Below are 15,985 nucleotides of genomic sequence, written 5' to 3'. Positions count from 1 at the left end.
TCACCACAACTGGGGGGCCGGTGCGCAACCACCGACTCGTAATGACCGCTGCCCTCGTGGCAGCCGGTCTCGGCATCATTCCGGGCACCGCGCAGGCGGCGGATCCCGTACCCGTCGCGGCGGGCGTGGCCGAGGCGATCGCCGCGGCATCCACCTCCGAGGGCTTCCACAGCCCGGCCGGCCGCACGATCCGTACCGCCCTGCCGTCCGCTGCCGCCGAGGGGAACGGCACGGCGAACGCCAAGACCGCCGCACCGCAGAGCGCGCAAGCCGCGCAGACCGCGCAGACCGTGCAGTCCGAGCAGGCCGCGCTGGACGCGGGGGCCAACCCGGCCCTCGCGGTCGACGTCAGCGGCACCAGCTACACCGCGCACGGGATCGATCTCACCGCCCTGATCACGAGCGCCGACTTCGCGCTCGACGTCGTCATCGACTGGGGCGACGGGAAGACGGACACCGTCACCGCCCAGGGCAACGCCGAAGTGCGCCGCTCGCACACGTACGACAAGTCCGGCGAGTACCAGGTGAAGGTGACGGTGACCGACACCGCCAACGCCGTCCAGGCCGTCAACGGCGGTGCCTTCCTCACCCCCGGCTCCGACTTCACCCCGCACACCCCGACCCGGCTCCTCGACACCCGCAACGGCACCGGCGCGCCCACGGGTAAGGTCGCCGGGCAGGGTTCGGCCCGGGTGAAGGTGGCCGGCAACGCCTCCGTCCCGGCGGGCGTCACCGCGGTCGCCCTCAACGTCACGGTCACCGAGACCGTCGACAGCGGGTACGTGACCGCGTGGCCCGGCGCGGGCTACGACCGCCCCGGCACCTCGAACCTGAACTACACGCCCGGACGGTCCGTACCGAACCTGGTGATCGTGCCGGTCGGCGAGGACGGCTACGTGGAGCTCTACAACGGCGGCCCGCAGCCCGTCGACCTGATCGCCGACGTCACCGGCTACTTCACCCGGGCCTCGGCCGCCGGCTACACCTCGATGACGCCCGCCCGGTTCGTGGACACCCGCGACGGTGTCGGCGCCACCAAGGGCAGGCTCGCCGCGCGCAGCGCGTTCACGACCCGGATCGGCGGCCTGCAAGGCGTGCCCCAGGGCATCTCGGCCGTCGCGCTGAACGTCACGGTGACCGAACCCGCAGGACCGGGCCACTTGACCGCCTACTCCGGCAGCGGGCCGGTCCCGACCGCGTCGAACCTGAACTTCGTGCCCGGTCAGACGGTGGCCAACGCGGTGATCGTGCCGGTGGCCGCGGACGGGACGATCAAGGTCTTCAACGGGTCGTGGATGCCCGCCCACGTGGTGGTCGACGTCGTCGGCTACTACAGCAACGACAGCAAGGCCGCCTTCCTGCCCTTCACCCCGTTCCGGACGCTCGACACCCGCGAGGAGGCCTACGGCTGGCCCGGCGGCAGGTTCCGCGCCCGTGAGTTCATCACGCAGGGGTTCACGCCCGAGGCCGCGACGGGTGTCGAGGCCTACGTACTGAACACCACCGTCACCGGGACGGGCGGCACCGGATTCCTCTCGGTGGCGCCGAGCCCCTCCGCGCTTCCCGTAGAGGGCGGGCCCGCCGCGCCCGCCGGGCCGCGCCCCGGCTCCTCCACCCTGAACTGGACGGCCGGCGACACCGTCCCGAACCTGGTGCAGGCGAGCGACGGCGAGCACGGCGTCATCACCTTCTGGAACCAGGGCCATGAGGACGCCGACCTGGTGCTCGACGTCTTCGGTGTCTACCAGTCCAAGTGACACCGCGGCGACGCGCATGAGGCGGGCCACCCCCACGGGGTGGCCCGCCTCATCGGGTGGCATCCGGCCTGAGTCGCAGCCGGCCGGATAGCAGCCGCTCAGATCTCCGGGAAGGTGTCCGCGACGCCCAGGGCGGGGGAGATCGCGCGCCAGATCGTCGAGCGGGCGGTGGCCAGGTCCAGCCGGGGGTCGTCGAGCATCAGGCGGATGCCGAGACCGTCGCACAGGGCCAGCACCAAGGTGCTCACGGCCGCCACGTCGCAGTCGGTGAACTCCCCGCTCTCGATGCCCCGTTCGATGGCCCCACCGACCCACGCGTGCAGCTGGTCGTACAAGTCGACCGCCAGGTGCCGGGCCGCCGCATCGCGCTGGGCGCGCACCCACAACTCCTGCCACAGCTTCCAGTCCTGGCGCAGTTCCGCATCCGTCGGCAGCATGCTCCGCAGGATGCGGGCCAGGGCGACGGCCGCCGGTACCGCGTCCGCCCCGCCCTCGGCGCCGGTGCCGGTGTCGGGGTCCGCACCGGTCTGGGCGAAGGAATGCGTCATGGCCTCCGCGAACAGCTTCTCCCTCGTGTCGAAGTGGTAGTGGAGCAAGGCCTTCGAGACGCCGGCGTGGTCGGCGACCTTGCGCATGCTGACGTTCTCGAACCCGATCTCCGCGATGACTTCGCACGCGGCCGTGAGGATCCGCTCACGTGTCTCGAGTGCGCGTTCGACCTTGGTCACCTCGGCTGCTCCCCGTGTCGGCGCCCGTGGACCGGGCGGGCTGGCCCGGCTGCCCCGGCCACCACGGCACCATCCTCGCGCATCGCGCCGCCGTCCCCGGAACCGCCGTAGCCGTGGAAGCCCCTGCCCGTCTTGCGGCCCAGCAGGCCGGCGTCGACCATCCGGGCGAGCAGCGGCGGCGGAGCGTACAGCGGTTCCCGGTACTCCTCGTACATCGACCGCGCGATGGCCTGCACCGTGTCCAGCCCGATCAGGTCGGCCAGGGCCAGCGGACCCAGGGGGTGTGCACAGCCCAGGGTCATGCCCCGGTCGATGTCCTGAGCCGACGCCATACCGCTCTCGGCCATGCGCACGGCGGCCAGCAGGTACGGCACGAGGAGCGCGTTCACGACGAAACCAGCGCGGTCCTGGGCGCGGACGACCTCCTTGTCCAGGACCCCGGTGGCGAACGCGTGCGTCCGCCGGACGGTCTCGTCGCCGGTCAGCAGGGACGGCACCAGCTCGACCAGCGGCAGCACCGGTACGGGGTTGAAGAAGTGCAGGCCGATGACCTGCCGCGGCCGCGAGACGGCGGCGGCCAGCCGGATGACGGGGATGGAGGAGGTGTTCGTCGCGAGGACGGCGTCCGCGCGCTCCACCACGTCGTCGAGCCGGGCGAACACCTCCAGCTTCGCCCGCTCGTCCTCGGCCACCGCCTCGACGACGAGGTCCCGGTCCGCCATCCGAGCCATGTCCGCCGTGACCACGATCCGGCCGACGGCGGCGTCCCGCTGGGCTCCGGTCAGCTTGCCGGATGCCACGGCGCGCGCCAGGGAGCGGGTGATCCGCTCCAGGCCGGCGGCCGCGGCCGTACGGGTCGTCTCCACGACCACGACGTCCCGTCCGGCCTGGGCGCAGACCTCGGCGATGCCGGACCCCATCAGTCCGCAGCCCACGATCCCGACCCGTTGGACATCGACATCGACATCCACATCGGTGTCGACATCGGTGTCGACATCGGTGTAGCCATTGACACTGACCGTGCTGCTCATGGGTCTGCGTTCCCCTTTCAGCGTTCTTCTCCGCACCCCGGGCTCCGCGTCAGTCCGCCGACGGCATCCGCAAGACGCCCGTGCCGCGCTTGACGAGCTCGCCCGCGATGATCAGGCGCTGGATCTCGGAGGTGCCCTCCCAGATCCGGTCGACGCGCAGCTCGCGGTAGAGGCGTTCGACGGGGTACGAGCGGTCGTAGCCGCGGCCGCCGAAGATCTGCAGGCAGCGGTCGATGACCCGGCCCGAGGCCTCGCTCGCCGCCAGCTTGGCGATGGCGGCCTTGGCGTGCAGCGTCTTGCGGTCGGCGAGGCCCTGGTCCACCTCCCAGGCGACCTGGTGGGTGTAGGCGCGGTTGACGGCGATGTCGACGGCGCTGTCGGCGAGCATGCCCTGGATGAGCTGGAAGTCGGCGATGCGGGAGCCGAACTGGCGGCGTTCGACCGCCCAGTCGCGGGCCAGCTCCAGGGCCCGCTCCGCCGCCCCGATCGTCCGGGCCGCGATCATCAGCCGCTCCTCCGTGAACCAGGAGCGGGTGATGTCGTAGCCCTGCCCCACCTCGCCGAGCACCGCGCCGTCGGGGACGAACACCTCCGTGAAGGTGAACTCGGGGTGCTCGTAGACGAAGGTGTGCATCCAGCGCGGCACGCGCGTCATCTCGACGCCCGTCGTGTCCTTGTCGACGAGGAACAGGGTCGGTGCGCGCTCGTCGCCGGCCGCGGCCAGCACGATCATGAAGTCCGCGTGGTCGCCGACCGTGACGAACCACTTCTCGCCGTTCAGCACCCAGCCGCCGTCGGCCCGCGTCGCCGTCGTCTTGAGGTTCTGCGGGTCCGAGCCCGCCTCGGGCTCCGTCACCGCGTAGCAGTCCCGGCGCTGTCCCCGGATCACGGGGACGAGGTAGCGCTCGCGCTGCTCGGGCGTGCAGAAGGACAGGGCGTTGGCCGGCCGCCACACCATGTCCCACAGCGCTCCGGTGAGCCGTCCGAGCTCCGCCTGCACGGTCACCTGCTCCAGGATGGTGAGGCCGGCGCCGCCCCATTCCCGCGGCATGTTGACGGCCTGCAGGCCGCTGTCGAGGACGGCGTCGCGGATCTCGGCGTGGGCCTGCGGCGGCAGGCCGTTGTTCTCCTCGCAGTCGAGCTCGTACTTCGTGATGAAGTCCGTGAGCGCGCGCGCCGCGTCCCGGAGCTCTTCCTGACGGGCGGTGAGGCGGAAGTCCATGTCTGTCCTTAGAAGGAGAAGGAGATCGTGCGGGCGATGGGCGGGGGCGGTCGTCAGGAGTCCGTGGGCAGGGCGAGGGCCCGGGTGCCGCGCTTGATCAGCTCGTTGGCGATGATCAGGCGCTGGATCTCGGAGGTGCCCTCCCAGATCCGGTCGACGCGCAGTTCGCGGTACATGCGCTCGACGGGGTACGAGCGGTCGTAGCCGCGGCCGCCGAAGATCTGCACGCAGCGGTCGATGACCCGTCCGGCGGCCTCGCTCGCCGCGAGCTTCGCCGTCGACGCCTTCGCGTGCAGCGTCTTGCGGTCGGTCTCGGGCCGGTCGGCCTCCCAGGCGACCTGGTGGGTGTAGGCGCGGTTGACGGCGATGTCGACGGCGCAGTCGGCGAGCATGCCCTGGATGAGCTGGAAGTCGGCGATGGGGGAGCCGAACTGGCGGCGCGAGACCGCCCAGTCGCGGGCCAGCTCCAGGGCCCGCTCGGCGGCGCCGACCGTCCGCGCGGCGATCATCAGCCGCTCGTCCGTGAACCACTCCTTCGTCAGCTCGTAGCCGTTGCCGACCCCGCCCAGCACGTCCTCGTCGGGCACGAACACGTCGGTGAAGGTGAACTCGGGGTGCCCGTTCACCGCGGAGTGCATAAACCGCGGGACGCGCGTCATCTCGACCCCGGGCGCCTGCTTGTCGACGAAGAACAGGGTCGCCGCCCGCTCGGGCCCCGCGTCGGCCTGCACCAGCAGGAAGTCCGCGATGTCGCCGCAGGTGACGAACCACTTCTCGCCGTTCAGCAGCCAGCCGCCCTCGGTACGGACGGCGGTGCTCGTGCCCGAGCCGGGGTCGGAGCCCGCCCCGGGCTCGGTCACGGCGAACGCGTCGAACCGCTCGCCCCGGATGACGGGCAGCAGGTACTTCTCGCGCTGCTCCTCGGTGCCGTACGCGAGCACGTTCGCGGGCCGCCAGGGGATGTCCCAGAGACAGTTGGTCACCTTGCCGAACTCCTCTTCGACGATCACCTGGTCGAGGAGGGACAGCCCGGCGCCGCCCCATTCGGCGGGCATGTTGATCGCGTAGACACCGGCCTCGACGGCGGCGCGGGTCAGTTCGCGGACCGTGTCGGCGGGCAGCGGGCCGCCCGCCTCCTCGGACTGGTCCTCATACCTCATCAGGAGCCGCGCGTACGCGGCGGCGCGCGCCTTGAGGTCGGCTTGCTCGGGTGTGTAGCGGAAGTCCATGTGTCCTCCGGGGCACAGGTGGTGCGGACGGGGGGAGGGGGAGGGGGCGTCGTTCAGTTCGTGACGGGGCGGGCTTCGAGGGCGTCCGGGGCGTCCGGCGCGCCCAGGACGGCCCGTGCGTCCAGTGCGAGGGCGCCGTCGGGGCGCACCAGCAGCGGGTTGACCTCCAGTTCGGCGATCTCCGGGTGCGCCGCGGCCACCGTGGTGATGCGCTCGATGACGGCGGCCGCCGCGGCCACGTCGACGGCCGGCCGGCCGCGTACGCCGTCCAGCAGGGCGGCGCTGCGCAAGCCCCGCAGCAGCACCTCGGCGCGCCGGGCCGGTACGGGAGCCAGCGCGAAGGCGACGTCGCGCAGCGTCTCGGTGAGGACGCCGCCCAGGCCGACCAGGGCGACCGGCCCGAACCGCGGGTCCTGGTGCACGCCCACGATCAGCTCGACGCCGTCCGCGAGGTCGGCCATCGCCTCGACCGAGTACGCGGGAGCACCGAGCCGTGCGTGCATCTCCCGGTACGCGGCGAGCAGCGCGTCCCGGTCGGGCAGGCGCAGCGCCACCCCGCCGGCGTCGGACTTGTGCAGCACGTGCAGCGCCTTGAGCACGTACGGTCCTTCGAACTCCGCTGCGGCGGCAAGGAGTTCCCTCTCGTCCGTGATCTCGCGCGCGGCCGGGAACGGCACGCCGGCGGCGCCGAGCAGGGCCCGCACCCCGTGGTATCCCGGGTCCCGCAGTGGTGTGGCGGCCGCCGGGAGCGGGGGCACACCGTCCGCGTCGGGCCCGGCCGGTTGCCGGCCGGTGATCGCCGCAAGGGCGCGGGCGGCGTCCTCGGTGGCGGAGAACACCGGCACCCCGGCTTCGGCCAGCACGCGGCAGCTCGGCGACTGCGGGTACATCGACTGCACCACCAGCGGCTTCGCGCCCGAGGCGAGGTGGCCGACGATCTCCTTGGCGGCCCGTGCCTCGCCCTCCGCGAGCGGAGAACCGCCGCCCGGGCCTCCGCCCAGACCGCCCTCGGAGGCCGCGTAGCCGCCGAAGTAGCCGGTCATCAGGACGGCGTCGACCTCCTCGGCGGCGAGGAGTTCCCCGACCGTGTCCGCGTACGACAGCGGCCGCTGTTCGCCCATCCCCGCCAGGTCGACCGGGTTCCCGACGGAGGACTGCTCCCACAGCACGCTCCGCAGCCTGTCCTGTGTCGGCGCGCCGAGTTCCGGTACGGCGAGACCGGCGTCCTCGGCCGCGTCCGCGGCGATCGCGCCGTGCCCGCCGCCGTCGGTGAAGACCGTGGTGCGCAGGCCGGCCGTGCGGAAGCCCGAGCCGAGCGCCGCCAGTACGACGGTCATCTCCCGGGGCGTCCGCACGAGTTCGACTCCGGCGTCCCGGCAGGCGGCGGCGACCACGTCGGCGGAGGTGGTGAGCGCTCCGGTGTGGGACTGGGCGCTGCGCGCCGAAGCGGTGCCGCGGCCCGCGGTGAGCAGCACCACCGGCTTGCCCGCCGCCGCGGCGGCCCTCGCGAAGGCCCGGCCGTCGCCGAAGTCCTCGGCGTACACGGCTATGGCGGTGGTGGCCTCGTGGCGGGCGCAGTCCGTGACGAGGTCGACGAGGGTGACGTCGGCCTGGTTGCCGAGGGAGACGAAGCGGGAGAAGCCCAGGCCGTGCGGTTCACCGCGGAGCTGGAGCTCGAGGGCGAGGTTCCCGCTCTGGCTGAGCAAGGCGACGCCTCCGGGGGCGAAGCGGTCCGAGGCGAGGTACAGCTCGGTGGTGTTGTCGGCGATGCCCAGGCAGTTGGGGCCGACGAGGACCGCTCCGGCGGCGCGTACGCGTGCGGCGACCGCCCGCTGCCGGGCCAGACCGGCCGGTCCGGCCTCCGCGAAGCCCGCGGTGATGGCGACGATCGCCTTCGCCCCGCAGGCCAGCGCGTCGTCGACGGCGGCCTCGAAGCCGGCGCCGGGCACGGAGACCACCACGAGTTCGACGGGCTCGCCGATCTCGGCGAGGGAGGTGGCGGCGGTCCGGCCGAGGACCGTGCCGCCGCGCCGGTTGACCAGGTGAACGGGCCGCCGGTCGGGGGCGCGCAGTGCCTGGGAGGCCACGGCGTGGCCGTACTTGGCCGGGTCGTCGCTGGCGCCGACGACGGCGACGGAGCGCGGGTCGAAGAGGGCGGTCAGGTCGCGGGCCATGTCATCCCTCCACGCGGAGGGCGGAGTTGGGGCAGCTGTCGGCGCAGGCGCGGGCGGCATCCTCGCCGCCGGGCGGGACGACGACGGCCAGGATCTGCGCGTAGCCCCATTCGTCGAGTTCGACCAGGTCGGGTGCCGGTTCCTGGCACAGCCCGTACCCCTGGCAGCGGGTGGAGTCCAGCAGGAGCTTCACGGCGTTCCTTTCAGCGTGGGCAGCGGAATTGCGGTGGGGGAGGAGGCCCCGGACGCTCCGGTGGCGCGGCCGGCGGGTGGCTGCGGGGGAGCCGGGATCCGGCCGGGCGGGACGGCGACCTCCGGTACGGCCACGGTGAGGCGGCGACGGCCGTCCGCGGGGGCGGAGCCGGCGCATTCCGGGCAGGGGGCGGCGAGATGGGAGCGGACGAGCGCGGGGAAGGAGCGGAGCAGGCTGCCCGCGATGCCGGCGGCCGCGTCGAGAAGCCCGCAGGCGCCGCGTCCGGGCAGGCCCCGCGCCCAGCGGTGCAGGTGGTCCGGGGTGTCCGGGCCTGCGGCCCCGGCGGCGAGGGCGTGCAGGGCGTTGCCGATGGCGCCGGTCGCGGAGACGCAGACCCCGCACTGCCGTGCGCTCTCGGCCGTGAGGTGGGCGGCCGCGTCGGCCGCGGTGGTGACCGGGCAGTCGCCCGGGCCGAGGAAGCGGATCGCTCCGCAGCCCAGGGCGGTGCCCGCCGCCGCGAGCGCGGCCGGTTCGAGGGGGAGGTCCAGGGCGCGGGCGTCGACGAGCCCGCCGAACAGCCCGCCCATCAGCGCGCCGGTCGCGTCGGGGCTGCCGTACCGTTCCGCCAGGGTGCGCAGGGGGATGCCGTACGGGGCTTCGGTGAGTACGGGTCCGGCCGCGCGGCCCGACAGGGTCACCAGCGTGCCGTGGGCGATGTCGCGCCGCAGGTCGGGCCGGGCGGCGGTGAGCGCGATCCGGGCGAGCGTCTCGACGTTGGACACCAGGGTCGGCGCCCCGCCGACCCCGCGTTCGAACGGCCGGGGCGGCTTGGCCGTCGGCAGTGCCGGTCCGCCGTCGATCCTGCGGACCGCGGCCGTCTCCTCACCGGCGACGTAGGTGTGCTCGGTCTCGACGACCTCGACGGGCAGCGGCGGCGGGTGTTCGGCGAGGGCTCTGCGTACGCTCGCGGCCGCGGCCGGGTCCGAGAGGTACACGAAGCCCCGTACCGCACCGGTGATTTCGGCGGCCCGGGCGAGGCCGTCGAGCACCAGGTGGGGCCGGGCCCGCAGCAGCCACCGGTCCTTGGCCGAACCGGGTTCGCCCTCCTCGCCGTTGGCCACGACGACGGGGGCGCCGCCGCCGTCGCGTACGGAGCGCAGCTTGACGGCGGCGGGGAATCCGGCACCGCCGCGGCCGCGCAGTCCGGCGTCGGTGAGGTGGGCGAGCAGCTCCTCCGGGCCGGTGGCGGCCGCGCCGTAGCCGCCGGTGGCCCGGTAGGCGGCGGCGCTCTCGGTACGGTGCGGGGCAGGCCCGAGCACGGAGCCCGACGGCGTCGTCGGGAGGCGGATGGTGGTCATCGGCCGGCTCCTTCCAGGGTGTGGGTCGGTGTGCGGGTGCGGCTGCGCAGGGTCCGTACGGCGCTCTCCAGCGCGCCGCGGTCCTGCGCGGTGCGGCCGTACCCCGGTCCCGGGAGGCCGATGAGCATGCGGTGGTGGTCGAGGACGACCTCGCCGGCGAGCAGGGCGGCGGACGGGTCGCCCGCCCGGGATCCGGCGGCCACGCCGGTCACCAGGTCGGTGACCTCGGCGAGGTAGCGCAGCCAGCTGTGCCGGCTGCCGCGCAGGATCAGGTGTTCGACGCGGCGCCGCTCGGCTGCGGCCAGGTCTTCCGGTGACCTGCTGGGCGCACCGCGTGACGAGGTGCGCAGGGCGGCGACCGCCAGGGGGAGTTCTCGCTCCGGTTCGGGCGTCAGCCCGAGCCAGTCCAGACGCCGACGACCGCTCATGCGTGCCTCCGGGAGGTGGGATGCCGCCGCCGGGCCGGGCCGGTGCGGTGGGGTGCGGTGCGGTGCCGGGCGGGGATCGGGCGGATCGGGAGATCGGGTGATCGAGGGATCGGGGATCGGGGATCGGGTGATCCGGTGATCGAGGGATCGAGAGATCGGGGTGCGGGGCCCGGGTGGAGACGGGCGGGCCGTCCGGCTGCGTACATCCCCGGTGAGCAGGAGGAATGCGGAGCGCAGCCCGTGCGGCGACAGGAAAGCACGTTTGCTGACCGATCGGTCAGGCAAGAATCACGCTAGCTGACCGATCGGTCAGTGAACAAGTCTTGACCCGGCGGAAACGAGCCAGCAATGTGGCTGTCCAATCGGTCAGCCAGGTCCCGGCTTCCCGCCCCGACCGCCTGTCCGCAGCAGGGTCGCCTCGCTATGGAACGCCGACACCGACCGCCGTACACCGGCACGGAGGAGTCACCGATGCAGTCCAGAGTTCCCGGAACACCCACGGACCCCACCGCCCGATCCGTCCCCACCGTCCCCACCGTCCGATCCGTCCCCACCGTCCCCACCGCCCCCACGGCCCACCTCGAGCACGCCGGCCGGACCGGCCCGCCGGGCCGTGCCCCCGGACCCGGACCCGGACCCGGGCAGCAAGCCCCGGACACTCCCGCTCCCGCTCCCACTCCCGCCACCACCCCCGACATCCCCGGCCCCGCCCTCCCGGCGCGCTACTACACCGACCCCGCGACCGCCGCCGCCGAGACCCGGCACGTCTTCGCCAAGTCCTGGCAGCTCGTCTGCCACGAGTCGGACCTCCCCGCCCCCGGTGCGCGGCTCGCGGCCAAAGTCGCCGACCGGGAGGTCATCGTCGTCCGCACGGAGGACGGCTCCCTGGCCGCCCACCTCAACGTCTGCCGTCACCGCGGCACCCGCCTGGTCACCAAGCCGGAGCCGGACGGCAAGGCCATCCGCTGCCCGTACCACGGCTGGACGTACCGCCTCGACGGAAGCCTCGTCGGCGCCCCGGAGGCACGGCAGATCCCCTGCCTGGACAAGCCGAGGCTCGGCCTGTTCCCGGCGGCCGTCGAGTCGTTCCTCGGCTTCGTCTTCGTCAACCTCGACCCCGACGCCGTACCGCTGGCCAAGAGCTGCGCCGGCCTCGCGGAGGCGGTCGGCCACTACGCCGGAGCCGACCTGGTCCCGGTCGGCCGCGCCCGTATCCACGACCTGGCCGGAGCCGAGGTGCAGCAGGCCAACTGGAAGGTGGCGGTCGACAACTACCTGGAGGGCTACCACGTCCCGGTCGCCCACCCCGGCCTGATGCGGCTGCTCGACTACCAGGGCTACAGCTGCGAGATCGAGGAGGACTACGCGCTGTTCGCCTCACCGCTGCGCGACAAGCCGTCCTCCAACTGGGCCGAACGCCTCTACCAGCGCATCGCCGCCCCCATGCCCGGCCTCGGCGAGGCCGACCGCCGGGTCTGGCGCTACGCCGTCATCTACCCGAACACCCTCATCGACTTCTACCCCGACCACGTACTGGCCTGGACGGCGGTCCCGACCGGCGTCGACCGCGTGGCCGTGCCCGGCGCCTTCTACACCCGCCGCGGCACCGGACTGCGCACCCGCCTTGCCCGCCGTCTGAACATCCACATCGGCTGGATCACCAACGACGAGGACGCCGAACTCGTCGCCCGCGTCCAGAACGGGCTCACCACCCCCGGGTTCGAGCCCGGACCCCTGTCGCGCCGCGAGGCCGCGGTCGCCTGGTTCGCCGGCCGGATCCGCGCGGACCTCGACGGCGCAGAGTCGTAGACCACCACACCGCACCGCACGACCGGCTCCCCCCCCCGGACCGCCGTCGTTCGCGCCGTCCCCCTGCGGCCCCTACGGAAGGACCCCATGTCCGCCGAGGCACTCTCTCCCACCAGACGCTCGTTCCTCCGAGCCGGCACCGCCGCCGCCCTCGCCCTCGCCGCCTCCGGCTGCGGCTTCGCCTCCGGTGACGACCAGGCCCGCACGGCAGCCGCCCAAGCCCCCATCGACGTCAAGGTCGACGGGGACCTCGTCTACTTCAACTGGGCGGACTTCGTCGACCCCACCGTCTTCGAAGGCTTCCAGAAGGAGTACGGCGTCAAGGTCATCCAGTCGAACTACGACTCCATGGAAGGCATGGCCGCCAAACTCAACGCCGGCAACCGCTACGACATCATCTTCCCCACCGCGAAGTGGGCCGAGCGGCTGGTCAACGGCGGCCGGCTGCGCACCATCGACCACTCCAAACTGCGGGGCACCGAAGCCGTGTTCGGCGGCTACGGCTACTTCGCCGACCCCTGGTACGACCGCCGGTCCGCGCACACCGTCCCCTTCACCATGTACAAGACGGGCATCGGCTGGCGCCGCGACCGGCTCGGCGACCTCACCGGCTCCTGGAGCGACCTGTGGAACGCCAAGGCCCAGGGCAAGGTCTTCGTCCTCGACGACCGCGACGAGGTCCTCGGAATCGGCGCGCTCAAGCTCGGCCTCGACCTCACCACCGGTGACAAGGGCGATCTCGCCCGCGTCACCGACACCCTCCGATCGCTCCGACCCCACCTGCGGGGCTTCTCCAGCGACAGCTACAACAACCTGCTCAACGGCAACGCCGACATGACGCAGGCGTGGAGCGGCGACATGGCCGCCATGCTCGCCCAGGCCCAGGACCCGGCCGTCTTCGGCTTCGAGGTGGCCCGCGAGGGAGCCCCCGTCAACTCCGACTGCTACGCCATCCCCGCCGACGCCCAGCACCCCGGCACCGCGATGCTCTTCATCGACTACATGCTCCGCCCGGAGAACGTGCGCAAGAACATCGAGTACATCGGCTACCCGATGCCCGTCGGCGGCACCGAGGACACGTACGCCGCGCTCGTCGAGCCCTTCCCGCAGTGCGTGGTCACCGCCGACGACCTCAAGGCGGACCTGTTCTTCCGCAACCGCGACGCCCGCGGCGAACAGGCCCGCGACACCGCGTGGACCGATGTGAAGGCCGGCTGACATGGCACCCACACGAACCGACCGCCCCGACGCCGCGCGACGACCGCCCCGACTGTGGACCTGGCTCCTGCTGCCCGGCACCGTCTGGATGACCGTCTTCCTCCTCGCCTCCCTCCTCCTGGTGGCCACCCTCGCGCTCGGCACGACCGACCCGCTCGGCAACCCGCGCTTCGGACTCAACTTCGACAACCTCACCGCGCTGGCCGACCCCGCCTACAGCACCGTCCTGCTGCGCTCCGTCGGCTACGCGCTGATCACCTGCCTCGTCAGCCTCGCCGTCGCCTACCCGGTCGCCTACGCCATCGCCCTGCACGGCGGCCGTTTCAAGAACCTCCTGATCGCCGCCATCGTCGTCCCCTTCTTCGCCAACTACCTGGTACGGATGTACGGCTGGTCCGTCGTGCTCTCCGACGACGGCCCCCTCCTGAAGGCCCTGCGGGCGACCGGCCTCGCCGACGACGGCACCAAGATCCTCCAGACCGGCGCAGGCGTCATCGCCGGACTCGTCTACGGCTTCGTCGTCTTCATGGTCATCCCGCTGTACGCGGCGATGGAACGCATGGACACCTCGCTCATCGAAGCCGGCCGCGACCTCTACGGCGGCCCCCTGCGCACGTTCCTCTTCGTCACCGTCCCCGCCACCCGCCAGGGAGCGGCCGCCGGCTGCGTCCTCGTCTTCCTGCCCGCCATGGGCGACTTCGTCAGCGCCCAGCTCATGGGAGGCCCCGACCAGATCATGATCGGCAACCTGATCCAGGACAAGTTCTTCCAGGGCCAGAACTGGCCCCTGGGATCGGCCCTCACCATGCTCCTGATGGCGGTCCTGTTCCTCGGAATGCTCGGCTACCTGCGACGCGCCCGCAAGGACGAGGCGGAGGCCGCCCGATGAGCACCCCCCAGCGGCGCCGCCGGCCGCGCGGCGCCGAGCGCCGGCCCCGCTTCGCCCTCACCGTCACCGCCGTGTTCTTCGCCCTGCTCTACCTCCCGGTCGGCGTCGTCGTCCTGTTCTCCTTCAACGCGCAGAAGTCCCTCACCGTCTTCGACGGCGCGAGCCTGCGCTGGTACTCGGCCCTCGTCCACGACACCGTGCTCCTCGACTCCGTCGGCATGAGCCTGCAGGTGTCCCTCGTCGCCATGGCCGGCTCACTGGTCCTCGGCGTGGCCCTGGCCCTGGGCCTCGTACGCAGCCGCAGCCGCCTCGGCTCCTTCGCCGGCCTGGTCATGCTCGTCCCGCTGATCACCCCGGAGATCGTCACCGGCGTCGCCGCGATGCTGCTCTTCAAGGGCCTGGGCATCCCCCTGTCCACCACCACCGTGATGCTGGCCGAGATCACCTTCTCGATCTCGTACGTGACGGTGATCCTCCGCTCCCGCATCGCCGCCCTCAATCCCGAGGTCGAAGAAGCCGCCATGGACCTCGGAGCCACCCGCCGCCAGGCACTGCGGCTGGTCACCCTGCCCGCACTGCTCCCGAGCATCCTCGCCTCCGCAGTGCTGATCTTCGCCCTCGTCTTCGACGACTTCGTCCTCGCCTACTTCACCACCGGCGTCGACCCGCAGCCGCTGTCCGTACGGATCTACTCGGCGATCCGCTTCGGCGTACAGCCCACCATCAACGCCGTCGGCACGCTGATGCTGGCCGGATCCGTCGCCCTGATCGTCCTCGCACTCGCCATCCCGCGCCTGTTCGGGCGCCGCGGCGGCCTCGACCTGCTCTCCGGGAAGTGACCCTCATGCACCCCACAGCCGTGCACCCGAACCCCGCCGTCCGGCTCGACCACGTCAGCAAGCGGTACTCCGGCGCGGGCGCCGCCTACGCCGTGCACGATGTCGAACTCGACATAGCGCAAGGCGAGTTCTTCTCCCTCCTCGGCCCCTCAGGCTGCGGCAAGACCACCCTGCTGCGCATGATCGGCGGCTTCGCCGACCCCACGCGGGGCAGCGTCCTGCTCGACGGCCAGGACGTCACCGGTCTCCCGCCCAACAAGCGCAACGTCAACACCGTCTTCCAGAGCTACGCCCTCTTCGACCACCTCTCCCTCGCGGACAACGTGGCCTTCGGCCTCAAGCGCAGCGGCGTCGAGCGCACCGAGATCCGCCGGCGCGTCACCGACATGCTCGACCTCGTCCAGCTCGCACACCTCGCGAGCCGCAAACCGGCCACCCTCTCCGGCGGCCAGAAGCAGCGCGTCGCCCTCGCCCGCGCCCTCGTCAACCGACCCCAGGTACTGCTCCTCGACGAGCCGCTGGCCGCCCTCGACCTCAAGCTCCGCAGGCACATGCAGGTCGAGCTCAAGCAGATCCAGCGCGAGGTCGGCATCACCTTCGTCTTCGTCACCCACGACCAGGACGAGGCCCTGACCATGTCGGACCGCCTCGCCGTCATGAACGAGGGCCGCGTCGAACAGTGCGGAACCCCCGAGGACGTCTACGAGCGCCCCACCAGCAGCTTCACCGCCTCCTTCATGGGCACCTCCAACCTCGTCCCCGGCACCTACCGCTCCGGCCGCGTCGTCCTCGACGACGGCCCCGAACTGCCCGTCGGCACCCGCGCGGCCGTCCCCGACGGCAGCCGCGTCAACCTGTCGATCCGCCCCGAGAAGATCTGGCTGTCCGACCTGGAACCCGGCATGGCCCGCGCCACCGGAGTCGTCCGGGAAACCGTCTACTGCGGACCGACCACCACCTACCTCATCGAACTCGCCCCCGGGGTCACGGTGTCCGTACTGGAGCAGAACACCGTCCGCTCCCGCAGGGAGGACCGCTGGTCCGGCGGCGAAAGCGTCGAGATCGGCTGGAAGCCCGAACACTGCCTCGTCCTGGACTGAAACGGCCCCG

The 15,985-nt window shown here is 72.5% G+C and carries 14 protein-coding genes; 6 read left to right on the top strand and 8 right to left on the bottom strand.

Annotation, left to right across the window (positions count from 1 at the left end):
* The first annotated feature begins 41 nt into the window (after positions 1–41).
* A complete protein-coding gene (locus tag ACFWP3_RS04965) occupies positions 42–1,757 on the top strand; it encodes a PKD domain-containing protein (protein WP_384216253.1) in 1,716 nt (571 codons plus the stop codon).
* A gap of 98 nt (positions 1,758–1,855) precedes the next feature.
* Here the strand turns inward: ACFWP3_RS04965 and ACFWP3_RS04960 are convergent, their stop codons facing one another.
* Genes ACFWP3_RS04960 through ACFWP3_RS04925 form a run of 8 tightly spaced genes read right to left on the bottom strand, consistent with a single transcriptional unit; the run spans position 1,856 to position 10,120 of the window.
* Positions 1,856–2,485 (bottom strand): TetR/AcrR family transcriptional regulator, encoded by a 630-nt coding sequence (locus tag ACFWP3_RS04960; protein WP_384216251.1) that lies wholly within the window; start codon positions 2,483–2,485, stop codon positions 1,856–1,858.
* Positions 2,482–3,516: a 3-hydroxybutyryl-CoA dehydrogenase gene (locus ACFWP3_RS04955; RefSeq protein ID WP_384216249.1), complete on the bottom strand. Its 1,035-nt coding sequence runs from the start codon at positions 3,514–3,516 to the stop codon at positions 2,482–2,484. The genes ACFWP3_RS04960 and ACFWP3_RS04955 overlap by 4 nt, the downstream gene beginning before the upstream one ends.
* 49 nt (positions 3,517–3,565) lie before the next feature.
* Positions 3,566–4,738: an acyl-CoA dehydrogenase family protein gene (locus ACFWP3_RS04950; RefSeq protein WP_384216247.1), complete on the bottom strand. Its 1,173-nt coding sequence runs from the start codon at positions 4,736–4,738 to the stop codon at positions 3,566–3,568.
* A 53-nt stretch (positions 4,739–4,791) separates the two neighbouring features.
* Positions 4,792–5,967 (bottom strand): acyl-CoA dehydrogenase family protein, encoded by a 1,176-nt coding sequence (locus tag ACFWP3_RS04945; protein ID WP_384216245.1) that lies wholly within the window; start codon positions 5,965–5,967, stop codon positions 4,792–4,794.
* Between the two features lie 53 nt (positions 5,968–6,020).
* On the bottom strand, positions 6,021–8,141 hold the full coding sequence (locus ACFWP3_RS04940) for an acetate--CoA ligase family protein (protein WP_384216243.1): 2,121 nt from the start codon (positions 8,139–8,141) through the stop codon (positions 6,021–6,023).
* 1 nt (position 8,142) lies between these two features.
* Positions 8,143–8,334, bottom strand: coding sequence for a ferredoxin (locus ACFWP3_RS04935; protein ID WP_384216241.1), 192 nt, complete (start codon positions 8,332–8,334; stop codon positions 8,143–8,145).
* Positions 8,331–9,692, bottom strand: coding sequence for an NADH-ubiquinone oxidoreductase-F iron-sulfur binding region domain-containing protein (locus ACFWP3_RS04930; RefSeq protein WP_384216239.1), 1,362 nt, complete (start codon positions 9,690–9,692; stop codon positions 8,331–8,333). Before ACFWP3_RS04930 ends, ACFWP3_RS04935 begins: the two co-directional genes overlap by 4 nt.
* Positions 9,689–10,120: a hypothetical protein gene (locus tag ACFWP3_RS04925; protein ID WP_384216237.1), complete on the bottom strand. Its 432-nt coding sequence runs from the start codon at positions 10,118–10,120 to the stop codon at positions 9,689–9,691. The genes ACFWP3_RS04930 and ACFWP3_RS04925 overlap by 4 nt, the downstream gene beginning before the upstream one ends.
* Before the next feature lie 471 nt (positions 10,121–10,591).
* Between ACFWP3_RS04925 and ACFWP3_RS04920 the strand changes: the two genes are divergently transcribed.
* The 5 genes from ACFWP3_RS04920 to ACFWP3_RS04900 all read left to right on the top strand — a co-directional run bounded on the left by ACFWP3_RS04920 (position 10,592) and on the right by ACFWP3_RS04900 (position 15,975).
* Positions 10,592–11,929, top strand: coding sequence for an aromatic ring-hydroxylating dioxygenase subunit alpha (locus tag ACFWP3_RS04920; RefSeq protein ID WP_384216235.1), 1,338 nt, complete (start codon positions 10,592–10,594; stop codon positions 11,927–11,929).
* A gap of 87 nt (positions 11,930–12,016) precedes the next feature.
* Positions 12,017–13,147, top strand: a complete 1,131-nt coding sequence (locus tag ACFWP3_RS04915; protein ID WP_384216233.1) for a spermidine/putrescine ABC transporter substrate-binding protein — start codon at positions 12,017–12,019, stop codon at positions 13,145–13,147.
* Between the two features lies 1 nt (position 13,148).
* Positions 13,149–14,036 carry an ABC transporter permease gene (locus ACFWP3_RS04910; RefSeq protein ID WP_384216231.1) on the top strand — a complete coding sequence of 296 codons (888 nt, stop codon included), beginning with the start codon at positions 13,149–13,151 and terminating at the stop codon, positions 14,034–14,036.
* On the top strand, positions 14,033–14,875 hold the full coding sequence (locus ACFWP3_RS04905) for an ABC transporter permease (protein WP_384216229.1): 843 nt from the start codon (positions 14,033–14,035) through the stop codon (positions 14,873–14,875). Before ACFWP3_RS04910 ends, ACFWP3_RS04905 begins: the two co-directional genes overlap by 4 nt.
* 5 nt (positions 14,876–14,880) lie before the next feature.
* A complete protein-coding gene (locus tag ACFWP3_RS04900; protein ID WP_384216228.1) occupies positions 14,881–15,975 on the top strand; it encodes an ABC transporter ATP-binding protein in 1,095 nt (364 codons plus the stop codon).
* Positions 15,976–15,985 lie beyond the last annotated feature (10 nt).

It is taken from the genome of Streptomyces sp. NPDC058525 (genome assembly GCF_042719495.1).
Lineage (GTDB): Bacteria > Actinomycetota > Actinomycetes > Streptomycetales > Streptomycetaceae > Streptomyces.
The sequence above is the reverse complement of the archived record's forward strand: the minus strand, read 5'-3'. Positions and strand labels throughout refer to the sequence as shown.